The following is a 12,154-nucleotide window of genomic DNA, read 5'->3' as shown; positions in this document are numbered from 1 at the left end:
GTCGCAACGGGTGGGCGCTACTGCGGATCAGGAAGCGATATCCTCCGACGCGCTGATGCCCCAGGACATGGTGAACGACTCATCCGGCGCCAGCCAGCGGAGGCTGTGGCCGGAGTTGAATGCGTTCGCCGGACCGGTCATCGGTTCGATCGCCACCGCCTTGGGCCGGCCCGGATATTTGTCGGTCACAAAGACGTGGACGAAGGGGCATGTGGCGTCCTGCCACAGCGTCACGCTGCGGCCGTCAGCCGCTGACAGAGTGTGGCGGGCGATGCCGCCGTCGAAGTCGAGGTCGGTCAGGGCGACATCGACGTCGAGGTCGCCCACCTTCCTGCCCTGCCGCAGATCGGTGTCGCCGCTGACGGGCGTGGAGCTCCGCGGAAGGAGCCTGTCGTCCGCTACGAGCCGGGTACCGGCGTGCACGGTGAGGGTCAGCTCCTCACTGGGGATCCCGCCCAGCCGAAGATAGGGGTGGGCTCCCAGCACGAATGGCGCGTCTTCGCGGGAGTCGTTGGTCAGCGTTTGGCGCACCACCAGTCCGAGGTCTTCGGCCAAGGAATACTCCACCCGGTGCCGTACGAGGAACGGGTAGCCGTGCTGGGGGAAGACCGGGGCCTCCAGGGTCACCGAATACTCCGACCCGGCTATCGGGGCGTACGAGGCGTTGCGCAGCAGGCCGTGGCTGGCGTTGTTCCGGGAAACCTCGGTGATGTCCAGTTGCTGCTTCTTGCCATTGAGGTGCCAGACGCCGTCCTCCACGCGGTTCGCCCAGGGCGCCAGCGTGATGCCGTTGCCGCCTGGCGGGATATCGGCGTCTCCGTACGTCTCTGTCAGCTGGACTCCGCCCCGGCTGTACAAGCGCAGGCCCGCGGCCAGCTCCGTCACCACTGCGAGGGCGTCGCCGCGCCTCAGTTCGTACTGCAGCCCGGAGGCGCAGCGCCTCCGTTCGGGCTGGCCACTGGATGCGGAAAAGGCGCCGGAAGTCATGGACATACCGTACAACGCGCGATCCTCCAGCGACGGCGGGGCACGATGTTCTGTTTTGTTAGAAACTATTTGTTTTTGAGCGTTTTATGGCACAATGGTGATGTGCCCCATACCGGCCAGGAAGAAGGAGAGCCATGCTTGCAGCACAGCGCCAGCACGTGATCCTCCAGGAACTCGAGGCGCACGGCACAGTCCGCGTGGCCGCCCTTTCCGCTGTGCTCGGCGTCTCGGAAATGACCGTGCGGCGCGACATCGACGCCCTGGATGCCGACGGCCTGTTGTTCCGCGTGCACGGCGGCGCCACCCGCACGGGCGACTTCGGCGCCGTCGAACCCGCGTTCCTCAGCAAGTCCGCCCAGGAAACCGAGGCAAAGCGTGCCATCGCCACGGAAGCCCTGACGCTGCTGCGGCCGGACATGACCCTGCTCATCTCGGGCGGCACAACGACCTACGAGTTCGCCCGCCTCCTCCCCCGCAATCTCGGCCTGACGGTGGCCACGAATTCCATCATGGTGGTCAACGCGCTGGCTGGTCCGGCACCCTCGGAAACCGCTCGGCCGGACGCGGAAGGCGGCGGCATCCGGACGCTGGTGCTGGGCGGCCAGCGGACTCCCTCCGAGGCGTTGGTGGGCCCTGTCACGATGCACGCCTTGGATCACCTGCACGCTGACATCTGTTTCATGGGAGTCCATGGCATCGACCCGGAGGCAGGCATCACGTCGCCCAACCTCCTCGAAGCCGAGGTCAACGCCGCCATGATTACGGCCTCGGGAGCGCTGGCCGTACTGGCCGATGCCACGAAGTACGGCCTGGTCGGACTGGCCGGAATCGCGCCGCTCTCGGCTGTTGGCACGCTGGTCACCGACGCCAGGATCCGTACCGGCCACGACGGCCCGGCGGCAGCACGGCTGCTCCGGGAGATGGTCCGTGACGTCCGCATCGTGCCGCTTCCCTCGCCCGAGGGACACCCCGCACGCGGAGCGCCGCCCCACGCGCCTGCGGCAAGGCCTGCAGCAAGCTCCCCCACCCACCTCCCGGCTGGCCGGAACCTTCCGGTTGCAGCGATCAAAGGACATGACGCATGACGCACATCACCAGCACCCATCTCGCCGACGGCCGGGAACTGCTCTATTTCGACGACGCCGGGTCCGCCCGGCCACGGTCAGTCGAAACCACGCCCGATCGCCGTGACCTCCCGGCCCGCGGCGAACCCGGCGAGGTCCGGTTCGACGCACTCACCGGAGAATGGGTGGCCGTGGCGGCCCACCGGCAGACCCGCACGCACCTCCCGCCGGCAGACCAATGCCCGATCTGCCCCACCACCGACGCCAACCCCTCGGAGATCCCGGCGCCGGACTACGACGTCGTGGTGTTCGAAAACCGCTTCCCCTCCCTCGGTCCGGCCGTGGGTCCGGTTCCGGACAGCCCTGGCTGGGGCACCACGGGGCCAGCCTTCGGCAGGTGCGAGGTGGTCACGTTCACGCCGGAACACACCGGATCGTTCAGTGGCCTGACCGAAACGCGTGCCCGGACCGTGGTGGAAGCGTGGGCGCACCGCACCGCCGCGCTCAGTGCCCTGCCCGGCGTCAAGCAGGTTTTCCCGTTTGAGAACCGGGGTGCGGATATTGGAGTCACCCTGCACCACCCGCACGGCCAAATCTATGCCTATCCGTATGTCACGCCCCGCGCCGCCGTGATGGGGGCAGCCGCCCGCAAGTTCTACGACGCCGCCGACGGCCGCCAGACGCTGACGGGCTCCCTCCTCAAGGCGGAGCGGGAGGACGGCAGCCGGATGGTCATGGAAAGCGACAGCTTCAGCGCGTACGTTCCGTTCGCCGCCCGGTGGCCCCTTGAAATCCACCTCGTGCCCCACCGCCAGGTCCCGGACCTGGCGGCCCTCAGCGGAGAGGAAAAGGACGAGCTGGCGCACGTCTACCTCGACCTGCTCAAGCGCCTGGACGCGCTGTACCCGACGCCGACTCCCTACATCTCGGCGTGGCACCAGGCACCGGTGGACAACGTGCTCCGCCCGGCCAGCTACCTGCACCTGCAGCTCACCTCCCCGCGCCGTGCCGCCGACAAGCTCAAGTTCCTGGCAGGGTCCGAGGCCGCAATGGGGGCCTTCATCAACGACACCACCCCGGAGCTCGTGGCCGAGCGGCTCCGCGCCGCCACTGTCCCTGCCTCACCGGCTGAAACACTCGCCCCGTCCGCACCGGCACTGATCGAAGGAGCCCACGCATGACCGCCACCAGCACCGCGCACCTCGCCGAACAGTTCAGCACCGCATTCGGCCGGGACCCGGACGGCATCTGGCAGGCCCCCGGCCGGGTCAACCTGATCGGCGAGCACACGGACTACAACGAGGGCTTCGTGCTTCCGTTCGCGATCGACAGGACGGCTCGCATCGCCGTGGGAGTCCGTTCCGACTCAACGGTCCGCCTCCTGTCCACCTACGGGGACCAGGGCATGACGACGGCCGATACGGCGCACCTGGAGGCACAGTCCGCCAAGGGCTGGACCAAATACCCCCTCGGTGTCATGTGGTCGCTGCAGCAGCGCGGCATCGACGTCCCGGGGCTGGACCTGCTGCTGCAGTCCAGCGTGCCCCTGGGCGCCGGGCTCTCCTCGTCCCATGCCATCGAGTGCGCTGTGATCTCGGCACTGAACGACATCACCGGTGCGGGCCTCAGCCCGGAAGACATGGTCCTGGCCACACAGCGCGCCGAGAACGACTTCGTCGGTGCACCCACGGGCATCATGGACCAGTCCGCCTCGCTGCGCGGCTCGGCAGGGCATGCCGTATTCTTGGACTGCCGCGACCAGAGCGTCGAGCTGGTGCCGTTCGAGGCCGAAACTGCCGGCCTGGTCATGCTGGTGATCGACACCAAGGTTTCCCATTCCCATGCCGACGGCGGGTACGCCTCCCGCCGCGCTTCCTGCGAACTGGGCGCTGAGGTGCTTGGCGTCAAGGCGCTGCGGGACGTCGCCCCGGGTGACCTTGAGGAAGCCAGCGGCCTCCTGGATGAGGTCACTTTCCGCAGGGTCCGCCACATAGTCACCGAAAACGACCGGGTCCTGCAGACTGTCGAGCAGCTGCGCCGGCACGGTCCGTCCGCGATCGGGCCGCTCCTGTACGCCAGCCATGTTTCCATGCGGGATGATTTTGAGATTTCCTGTGAGGAGCTGGACCTGGCGGTCGAAACCTCCCGGGCGAACGGCGCCATCGGCGCGCGGATGACGGGCGGCGGGTTCGGCGGGGCTGCCATCGCCCTGACGCCGGCGGCAGAGGAGCAGCGGGTGCGGACCGCCGTCGAACAGGCCTTTGCCCGGGCGGGATTTACCGCGCCCGACATCTTCACTGTCACCCCCGCAGCCGGGGCGATGCGGCTGGCCTAGCTGCGGGCGTAGGCTGGGCGCATGCCGGAAGCAGTCATCGTTTCAACCGCCAGAAGCCCGATCGGCCGCGCCTTCAAGGGCTCGCTGAAGGACGAGCGCCCGGATGACATGGCGGCCGCCATGGTGGCCGCTGCGCTGGCAAAGCTGCCGTCCTTCGATCCGACCGGAAACAGCGGCCCCGGGCTGGACGACCTTTACCTGGGATGCGCCGAGCCCAGCGGCGAGGCCGGTTCCAACATGGCGCGGGTGGTCACCATCCTGGCCGGCCTGGACACGGTGCCCGCCTCCACCGTCAACCGGTTCTGCGCCTCAAGCCTGCAGACCGTCCGTATGGCCTTCCACGCGATCAAGGCGGGAGAAGGCCATGCCTTCGTGAGCGGCGGCGTCGAAGCCGTCTCCCGGTACCAGAACTGGGCAGGGGCGGGCGAAACCGACGCGGGCAACCACAACCGGCTGTTTGAACCGGCGCGCCAGCGGACCGCGGCACGGGCCGAGTCCAACACCCCGTGGACGGACCCGCGGCTGGGCGGGCGGATGCCGGACATTTACATCGCGATGGGGCAGACGGCCGAGAATGTGGCCACGTCCTACGGCATCAGCCGCGAAGAGCAGGACTCCTGGGCAGTGCTGAGCCAGAACCGGGCCGAGGCGGCCATCGCCTCCGGGTTCTACGCCCGGGAGATCACGCCCTATGAACGGCGCGACGGCACCGTCGTTGACCGGGACGATTCGCCGAGGCCCGGCGTCACCCTCGAAGCCGTCAGTGCCCTGCAGCCCGTGTTCCGCCGGGACGGAACCGTCACGGCCGGCAACGCCTGCCCGCTCAACGACGGTGCCGCCGCCATGGTCATCATGAGCGACACCCGGGCGAGGGAACTGGGGCTGGAGCCGCTGGCCCGCATCGTCTCGACCGGCGCCAGTGCCCTCTCCCCCGAACTGATGGGGATGGGGCCGGTGGAATCCACGCGGCGGGCGCTGGCTGCCGCCGGGCTGCAGATCGGCGACATCGACCTCGTGGAGCTCAACGAGGCCTTCGCCGTGCAGGTGGTGGCCAGCGCCCGTGAACTGGGGATCGACGCCGCGAAGCTCAACATCCACGGCGGCGCCATTGCCCTGGGCCACCCCTTTGGCATGACCGGAGCACGCATCACCACCACGCTGCTCAACGGCCTCCGCGAAACGGGCGGCACCCTGGGCCTGGCGACCCTTTGCGTGGGCGGCGGACAGGGCATGGCGCTGGTGCTGGAACGCCTTAGCTGAAAATGACAGCCCCGGATACCAGCACCATCCACACAAACGCCCCGCCGGCCGGCCGCACCCCCCGGCGCGCCGTGGGCATCGCGGTCGCCTCGCTGCTGGGGGCGACGCTCTTCTGGGCCGGCAACTACGTCGTCGGAGCCGGCGCGGTGGAGAGCATCGACCCCCTCAGTCTCGTCCTGCTGCGCTGGGCTCTTGCCCTGGTCCCGCTGCTGGTGATCGCGCAGGTGGTCGAGCGTCCGCAGTGGCGGCAGGTGGCGGCCGCGTGGCCGTGGCTGATCGCCCTCAGCGCGTTCGGGCTGCTGGGCTACAACCTGCTGCTGTACGCCGCACTGGAGCACACCGACGCGTTCAGCGCGTCCCTCATCAACGCCTTCAACCCGGCACTGATCACCCTGGCCGCCACCATCTTCCTGCGCGAGCGACTGACCCCGACGGCGATCGGCGGTGTGCTGATCGCCCTGGTGGGCGTCCTCGTCGTCCTCAGCGGCGGCGACCCGGCCGCCCTGTTGGGCACCGGGTTCGGGCCCGGCGAGCTGCTCATGATCGGCGCCATTGCCGCCTGGACCGGCTACACGGTCACCGGGCGCCTGGCCCCGAAGGTGCCGCCGATCACCGGCACCGCCGTCCAGGCCGCGGTCACCGTCGCCGTGCTCACGCCGATCAGCCTCGCCACCGGCGGGCCCGCCCTGCCGGCCACGGCCGAAGCGATCACGTCCCTGGCCTTCATCGCGCTTTTCCCCTCGGTGCTGTCGTACCTGCTGTGGAACCGCGCCCTGACCGTCATCCCCGCCGGCAGCGCCGGCGTGTTCCTGAACCTCATCACCGTGTTCACGGCCGCGATCACCATCCTCACCGGCCACCCGTATTCCGCCGCCCAGGTCATCGGCGGCCTCGTCGTCATCGCCGGCGTCGTCCTGACGAACACCCGCAGACGCAAAGAGGGCCCCGCGTCCAGCGGGGCCCTCTCGGCTAGTTAGAGCACGACGGCGTCTGCCGGCGTTGCGTTCTATTCTTCGCCGCGGAGGATGGACAGCAGGCGGATGATTTCCACGTACAGCCAGACCAGCGTGACGGTAAGGCCGAACGCCGCCGTCCACGAGAACCGTTCGGGGGCGCCTGCCCGGACCCCGGCTTCAATGCTCGTGAAGTCCATGATCAGCGAGAAAGCGGCGAGGCCGATGGCGAGGATGCCGATGAAGACACCGAGCGGAATGCCGAAAATCTGGATGCTCGTGCTGAGGCCGAACGGGGACTGCACGGCGCCGGTCCAGACCATCACCATGTTGACCAGGGCAAACACGGCGTAGCCGATCATGGCGATCATGAAGAAACGCATGGCCTTGGGGGTGGCGCGCACCTTGCCGCTCCTGAAGAGCAGCAGCGTCACAGCGAACACGGAGAGCGTGCCGATGACGGCCTGCAGTCCGACGCCCGGGAACATGCCGTCCAGGATGCGGGTCAGCCCGCCGAGGAACAGTCCCTCGAGGCCGGCGTAGGCCAGGATGAGTGCCGGAGAGGGCTGCTTCTTGAACGTGTTGACGAGGGCCAGCACAAAGCCGCCCAGTGCGCCCACGATCATCAGCATGCTGGCCAGGGGCATGCTCACGAACAGCGTGACGGCAGCACCGGCCATCACGGCGCCGAGGCAGGCCGCCGTCCTGACGATGACGTCGTCATAGGTCATCCGCCCGGTTTCGGCCGGTCCTGCTGCCGGCCGGTTGTACATCTGCTGCAGCTGGTCCTGCGTCATGTTCTGCTGGGCAGCCCAGCCTGGTGCGTCCATGACGGGGGTCTGGCCGTAGCCGCCCTGGCCGTACCGGTTCTGGCCGTACGCCTGCGGAACAGGCGGTGCCTGGGTGGCTCCACGGAAGTTCTTTCCGTTGAAGATCGGGTTTCCGCCAAGTGCCATTGCGGGTGTCCTCCAAATAAAGGGGTTTGTGGATCTTTCCTTAGTTCAAACTATCAATTCCCACGCCCCAGCGGCAGGTATAGTTCCGCCGGCGCCCGCGCCGACACGGAATCGTGACCTGCCACACGCCGTCGGAACGCCCCCGGAGGGGCAGCCCAACGGACTGTTTAGGAATACTGGGACACAACAAAAGTTTTCATTAGATGAGCTGAATTAATGCTCCCGTCCCGCTTCACAGTTGTTATCTGATCGCTATCTGGTGGCGACGCCGGACAGCAAACTTTGTACTGCCCGCGCTGTAACATGAGCGAAGTAAGGTGACACATATCACAACCAGTCAACCGCATCACGGCACCACCCCGTCACCTTCTCCGTTCGCAGCGGTTGCAACGACGCAACCCAGACCACCCCCATGTGGAGGTTTTCAATTTGAGACGCACACCGAGAGGCCTGCCGCGCAGACGGCCAGCCGGACTGCTGAAGGCCATGGGGGCAATCGCCGCCACTGTCCTGGCGCTCCTGCTGGTAGCTGCACCCGCATCGCAGGCCGCCACCCCCTCTCCGACACCACCCCCGTCGAACCAGCAGTTCCAAAACAGCATCAGCGGCTTCCTCCGTGACGATGCACGCGCACCCCTCGAAGGCGTGAAGATCACCGCCAAGAACGCTGACTTCACTGGAACCGCAACCTCGGGTGCCAACGGATCCTGGCGGATTGGAGTTCCCACCCAGGGAACCTATGAAGTGGAACTGGATGAATCCACCCTCCCGGAGGGCATCAAGCTCGCCGAGGGCCAGGCCAACCCGCGCAATGTCACGTTCAGCCAGACCTCGAACCTTTCAGTGATCTTTGCCTTTGGCAAGGGCATCGTGGTCCAGCAGCAGGACTTTGGCCAGAACCTCCTTAACCGCCTGGTGGCCGGCTTGAGCTTCGGGCTCCTCCTTGCCCTCGCGTCTGTGGGGCTGTCCCTCATCTTCGGCACCACCGGGCTCACCAACTTTGCCCACGGCGAGATGGTCACCCTCGGCGCCGTCCTGGTCTTTGCCTTCAACGCCATGAACCTGCCGTTCTGGCTGGCCATCATCCTTGCCCTCCTCGGCGGCGGCCTCTTCGGCTACGCCCAGGACCGCGGCCTCTGGAAACCGCTGCGGAGCCGGGGCACCAGCCTCGTCCCGATGATGATCGTCAGCATCGGCCTGGCGCTGGCGGTCCGGTATATCATCCAGTTCTACTTCGGAGGCGCCACCCAGCAGCTCCCGTTCGCGCAAAGTTCGGAAATACAGATCGGTCCGGTCTCGATCTCCCCTAACAACCTGTGGTCGCTGGTGATCAGCGCCATCGTCATCGCCCTGATCGGCATCGTGCTCCTGAAGACCCGGCTCGGCAAGGCCACCCGCGCGGTGGCGGACAACCCGGCACTGGCAGCCGCGTCAGGGATCGACGTTGACGGCGTCATCCGGCTCGTCTGGATCGTCGGCGGCATCCTCGCGTCGCTCGGGGGCATCCTCTGGGCGTACTACCGTCCCGGCGTCACGTTCGACATGGGCTCCCAGATCCTGCTGCTCATCTTCGCCGGAGTTACGCTGGGCGGCCTTGGGACCGTCTTTGGCGCCCTGATCGGATCAGTCATCGTCGGTATCTTCGTCGAACTGACCACCGTGTTCGGCCTCGCCGCCGACCTTAAGTACGTGGGAGCACTGTTCATCATGATTGTTGTCCTTTTGTTCCGTCCCCAGGGCATCCTGGGCCGTCGCGAGCGCGTGGGTTAGGAGACAGCCATGGACTTCGGATTCATACTTTCCAGCGCAGCCGGTGAACTGTTCAGCCCGACGACGGCGGCCTACGCGCTCGCCGCGCTCGGCCTTGCGGTTCACTTCGGCTACTCGGGCCTGCTGAACTTCGGCCAGGCAGGCTTCATGGCCGTGGGCGCCTACGGCTTTGCCATCTCCACCCTGAGCTTCGGCGTTCCATTCTTCGTGGGGCTGCTCATCGCAGTCGTGTGCTCCGTGCTGTTTGCCCTGGTGCTGGGTATCCCCACCCTCCGCCTCCGCGCCGACTACCTCGCCATCGTCACCATCGCGGCGGCCGAGATCGTGCGCTATGTGGTCACCACCAACCAGCTCACGTCGGTCACAGGGTCGGCCAACGGACTGGCCGCATTCGAGGGCGGGTTCTACGCCATGAACCCGTTCCCCGAAGGCTCCTACCTGGGCATGAACAACCGCGACTTCTTCATCAGGGTCATCGGCTGGTCCCTCGCCGCCGTCTGCTGCCTCATTGTCTGGCTCCTCATGCGCAGCCCCTGGGGCCGGGTCCTGAAGGGCATCCGCGAGGACGAGAATGCCGTGCGGTCCCTCGGCAAGAACGTGTACGCCTATAAGATGCAGGCGCTCGTCATCGGCGGCATCCTTGGCGCGTTCGCCGGAATGGTGTTCACGCTTCCCCGCGGCGCCGTCCAGCCCGCCAACTATGGCACGGAGCTGACGTTCTTCCTGTGGACCTGCCTGTTGCTGGGCGGCATGGCGACAGTTCTGGGGCCGGTGATCGGCGCCATGATGTTCTGGGTGGTCCTGTCCCTGACACAGGGCATTCTGTACGGTCTTATCGAATCCGGCGCAGTGACCTGGCTGACCACGGTCCAGGCAGGCCAGCTGCGCTACATCCTCGTGGGCATCGCCCTGATGCTGCTGATGATCTTCAGGCCGCAGGGTGTCTTTGGCAATAAGAAGGAGCTGGCGTTCGCATGAGCAAGCACAGCCAAGATTCAATGGAAGCAGGCGTCGACTACATGAACGACGCCCGCGCTATCGCCGTCGGCGAGAACACCCCCGGCTGCAAGAAACGGGATCCGATCGTCGTCGCCGAAAACGTGACCCGCAGCTTCGGCGGCATCAACGCCGTCGACGTCGAGTACCTTGAGATCCCGCGTCACAAGATCACCGCCCTGATCGGCCCCAACGGGGCCGGCAAGACCACCCTCTTCAACCTGCTCACCGGCTTCGACACCCCGAACTCCGGCAAGTGGCAGTTCGAAGGGCAAAGCATTGCCGGCGTGTCCTCCTACAAGGTGGCGCGCATGGGCATGGTCCGGACCTTCCAGCTCACCAAGGTCATGGGCAAACTGACGGTCATGGAGAACATGCGCCTCGGCGGCTCCCAGCAGCCCGGTGAACGGCTGTCCAAGGCCCTCTTCAAGGGCATGTGGGGCGGCAGGGAGAAAGAGATCACCGAGCAGGCCAACGTCCTGCTGGAGAAGTTCAAGCTCGACACGAAGAAGGACGACTACGCGGCGTCGCTGTCCGGCGGTCAGCGCAAGCTGCTCGAAATGGCGCGGTCCCTCATGGTCAGCCCGAAACTGGTGATGCTCGATGAGCCCATGGCAGGCGTCAATCCCGCCCTGACGCAGTCCCTGCTGGACCACATCAAGAACCTCAAGGCGGAGGGCATGACCGTCCTCTTCGTGGAACACGACATGAACATGGTGCGCCACATCGCGGACTGGGTTGTTGTCATGGCTGAGGGAAAGATCGTAGCCGAGGGACCGCCAGGCGAAGTCATGAAGAATCCGGCCGTGATTGACGCCTACCTGGGCGCCCACCACGACGTCGACCTTGGCGACTCTGAGGGCATCAGGGCGCTGGAGCAGGTACTCGTGGCGGATGAGGAGTCGATCGTCGGCACCGAAGACGCCGGCATCATTGCCGTGGACGTCGTAGCACCCGACCTCAGGACCGGCATTTCGGACCCCGGCCACGCAGAGAAGGACAAAGCATGAGCGCCACAAGCGCGGCTCCGGCCGCAAGCACCGCAGCAGCAGACGGCTCGGTCGTCAAAGTCACCAACCTGGTGGCCGGATACCTGCCCGGCGTGAACATCCTCAACGGCTGCAGCATCGAGGCCCGCAAGGGCGAGCTGATCGGAATCATCGGCCCGAACGGAGCTGGCAAGTCCACGCTCCTGAAGGCCATGTTCGGCCTCGTGAAGGTGCATTCAGGATCTGTTGTGGTGCGCGGCCAGGACCTCACCGGGCTCAAGGCCAACAAGCTCGTCACTCAGGGCGTGGGCTTCGTGCCGCAGAACAACAACGTGTTCGCCTCCCTCACCATCGAGGAGAACATGCAGATGGGCATGTTCCAGCGGCCCAAGGACTTCGCCAAGCGCTTCGACTTTGTCACGAGCCTGTTCCCTGAGCTCGGCAAGCGCCGGGCCCAGCGTGCCGGCTCCCTGTCCGGCGGCGAACGCCAGATGGTGGCGATGGGCCGTGCCCTGATGATGGAACCTGCCGTGCTGCTGCTGGACGAGCCGTCCGCAGGCCTCTCCCCCGTCAAACAGGACGAGACCTTCCTGCGCGTGCATGAGATCAACAGGGCAGGCGTGTCCGTGATCATGGTGGAACAGAACGCCCGCCGCTGCCTGCAGATCTGCGACCGCGGCTACGTCCTGGACCAGGGCAAGGATGCGTACACGGGAACCGGCCGGGAACTCATGAAGGACCCCAAGGTCATCCAGCTGTACCTCGGAACGCTGGCCGACGAACACGAGAAGTAGGCACACACTCCTCCGACACGCTCAGGGGCCGTCACCGATCCGGTGGCGGC

At 66.5% G+C, this 12,154-nt stretch carries 11 protein-coding genes; 9 read left to right on the top strand and 2 right to left on the bottom strand.

What is annotated here, in order from left to right; all coding sequences use genetic code 11:
- Positions 1 to 27 precede the first annotated feature (27 nt).
- Positions 28 to 987, bottom strand: coding sequence for an aldose 1-epimerase family protein (locus tag JYA52_RS16520; RefSeq protein WP_205654250.1), 960 nt, complete (start codon positions 985 to 987; stop codon positions 28 to 30).
- A 134-nt stretch (positions 988 to 1,121) separates the two neighbouring features.
- Here JYA52_RS16520 and JYA52_RS16515 point away from each other — a divergent pair, with 134 nt between their 5' ends.
- The 5 genes from JYA52_RS16515 to JYA52_RS16495 are packed head-to-tail and all read left to right on the top strand — an operon-like array spanning position 1,122 to position 6,623.
- A complete protein-coding gene (locus tag JYA52_RS16515) occupies positions 1,122 to 2,072 on the top strand; it encodes a DeoR/GlpR family DNA-binding transcription regulator (protein WP_205654249.1) in 951 nt (316 codons plus the stop codon).
- Positions 2,069 to 3,232, top strand: a complete 1,164-nt coding sequence (galT, locus tag JYA52_RS16510; protein ID WP_205654248.1) for a galactose-1-phosphate uridylyltransferase — start codon at positions 2,069 to 2,071, stop codon at positions 3,230 to 3,232. Before JYA52_RS16515 ends, galT begins: the two co-directional genes overlap by 4 nt.
- Positions 3,229 to 4,386 (top strand): galactokinase, encoded by a 1,158-nt coding sequence (gene galK, locus JYA52_RS16505; protein ID WP_205654247.1) that lies wholly within the window; start codon positions 3,229 to 3,231, stop codon positions 4,384 to 4,386. Before galT ends, galK begins: the two co-directional genes overlap by 4 nt.
- Before the next feature lie 21 nt (positions 4,387 to 4,407).
- Positions 4,408 to 5,646 carry an acetyl-CoA C-acetyltransferase gene (locus JYA52_RS16500; RefSeq protein ID WP_205654246.1) on the top strand — a complete coding sequence of 413 codons (1,239 nt, stop codon included), beginning with the start codon at positions 4,408 to 4,410 and terminating at the stop codon, positions 5,644 to 5,646.
- Positions 5,647 to 5,648: 2 nt separating this feature from the next.
- Positions 5,649 to 6,623: a DMT family transporter gene (locus JYA52_RS16495; RefSeq protein ID WP_205654245.1), complete on the top strand. Its 975-nt coding sequence runs from the start codon at positions 5,649 to 5,651 to the stop codon at positions 6,621 to 6,623.
- Between the two features lie 29 nt (positions 6,624 to 6,652).
- Here the strand turns inward: JYA52_RS16495 and JYA52_RS16490 are convergent, their stop codons facing one another.
- Positions 6,653 to 7,555 (bottom strand): Bax inhibitor-1/YccA family protein, encoded by a 903-nt coding sequence (locus JYA52_RS16490; protein ID WP_205654244.1) that lies wholly within the window; start codon positions 7,553 to 7,555, stop codon positions 6,653 to 6,655.
- A 486-nt stretch (positions 7,556 to 8,041) separates the two neighbouring features.
- On the opposite strand from JYA52_RS16490, the gene JYA52_RS16485 reads away from it, so the two are divergent.
- The 4 genes from JYA52_RS16485 to JYA52_RS16470 are packed head-to-tail and all read left to right on the top strand — an operon-like array spanning position 8,042 to position 12,104.
- Positions 8,042 to 9,325 carry a branched-chain amino acid ABC transporter permease gene (locus JYA52_RS16485; protein WP_205654527.1) on the top strand — a complete coding sequence of 428 codons (1,284 nt, stop codon included), beginning with the start codon at positions 8,042 to 8,044 and terminating at the stop codon, positions 9,323 to 9,325.
- Between the two features lie 9 nt (positions 9,326 to 9,334).
- Positions 9,335 to 10,303 (top strand): branched-chain amino acid ABC transporter permease, encoded by a 969-nt coding sequence (locus JYA52_RS16480; RefSeq protein ID WP_205654243.1) that lies wholly within the window; start codon positions 9,335 to 9,337, stop codon positions 10,301 to 10,303.
- Positions 10,300 to 11,331 carry an ABC transporter ATP-binding protein gene (locus JYA52_RS16475; RefSeq protein ID WP_205654242.1) on the top strand — a complete coding sequence of 344 codons (1,032 nt, stop codon included), beginning with the start codon at positions 10,300 to 10,302 and terminating at the stop codon, positions 11,329 to 11,331. Before JYA52_RS16480 ends, JYA52_RS16475 begins: the two co-directional genes overlap by 4 nt.
- The gene (locus JYA52_RS16470; RefSeq protein ID WP_205654241.1) at positions 11,328 to 12,104 is read left to right on the top strand and encodes an ABC transporter ATP-binding protein; all 777 of its coding nucleotides are present in this window, start codon (positions 11,328 to 11,330) and stop codon (positions 12,102 to 12,104) included. The genes JYA52_RS16475 and JYA52_RS16470 overlap by 4 nt, the downstream gene beginning before the upstream one ends.
- Positions 12,105 to 12,154: the final 50 nt, after the last annotated feature.

The sequence above is a fragment of the Arthrobacter pascens genome (genome assembly GCF_017052465.1).
Lineage (GTDB): Bacteria > Actinomycetota > Actinomycetes > Actinomycetales > Micrococcaceae > Arthrobacter > Arthrobacter pascens.
The sequence above is the reverse complement of the archived record's forward strand: the minus strand, read 5'-3'. Positions and strand labels throughout refer to the sequence as shown.